This window comes from Vibrio penaeicida (assembly GCF_030689305.1).
Lineage (GTDB): Bacteria > Pseudomonadota > Gammaproteobacteria > Enterobacterales > Vibrionaceae > Vibrio > Vibrio penaeicida_B.
In genome coordinates, this window is record NZ_JAUYVM010000070.1 from 1 (window position 1) to 632 (window position 632).

Annotated in this window: 1 protein-coding gene; it reads right to left on the bottom strand. The window is 39.4% G+C overall.

Features of this window, described 5'->3' with window-relative positions; genetic code table 11:
• Positions 1-141 (bottom strand): flagellin N-terminal helical domain-containing protein (locus tag Q8W40_RS28045; RefSeq protein ID WP_442316514.1); only part of this gene is annotated, 141 nt, incomplete at its 3' end.
• Positions 142-632: the final 491 nt, after the last annotated feature.

Consider the following 632-nt stretch of genomic DNA (forward strand, 5'->3'; position numbering starts at 1 on the left):
ACCTGCTGCGTCGTCTTTTGCACTGTTGATTTTGAAACCTGAAGACAAGCGCTCCATGGATAGGTTTAGGTCACCTGCTGCGTTGTTTAAGTGACGCTGCGCTGTCATTGCTGATACGTTGGTGTTTACAGTCATGCCCATGATGTATTCTCCAAATTAGTTGATTGTTTGTAATTAAAGAGTCTTGCGTATTTGCTAAGTCTCTTTCCTCTCTCTGTACTTTATGTAACGGCTCAAAGTTAAAATTCTTTAGTTAAAAAATAGACAAAACTTAAAAATATTAACGCTAAAAGTACAAATCAAATTCTAATCACAAAAACAAACAACAAAGTAAGAAAAACACTCAAGATTATCGGCAGAAAGCCGAAAAATACCACCTTATTCATCATGAGTTCTTAACTTAATATTAAATGGTGGAAATCTGTCTTCGTTTACAGATTCGCTTTGCTGTTTCGACTAAGAAGTCAGAACAGCAAAACGGTCTATTTATTTGTTTCGATTCATGTCCACTGTGATCTCTTACACCCATTATTTTCTCCCTGCCCCTCATAAGAAAGAGAGGCGGGAAGGAACGTCATGGGCAGGCGCTCCTCCCCGCGAGAGAGTCGATTAACCAAGCAAGCTCATCGCAG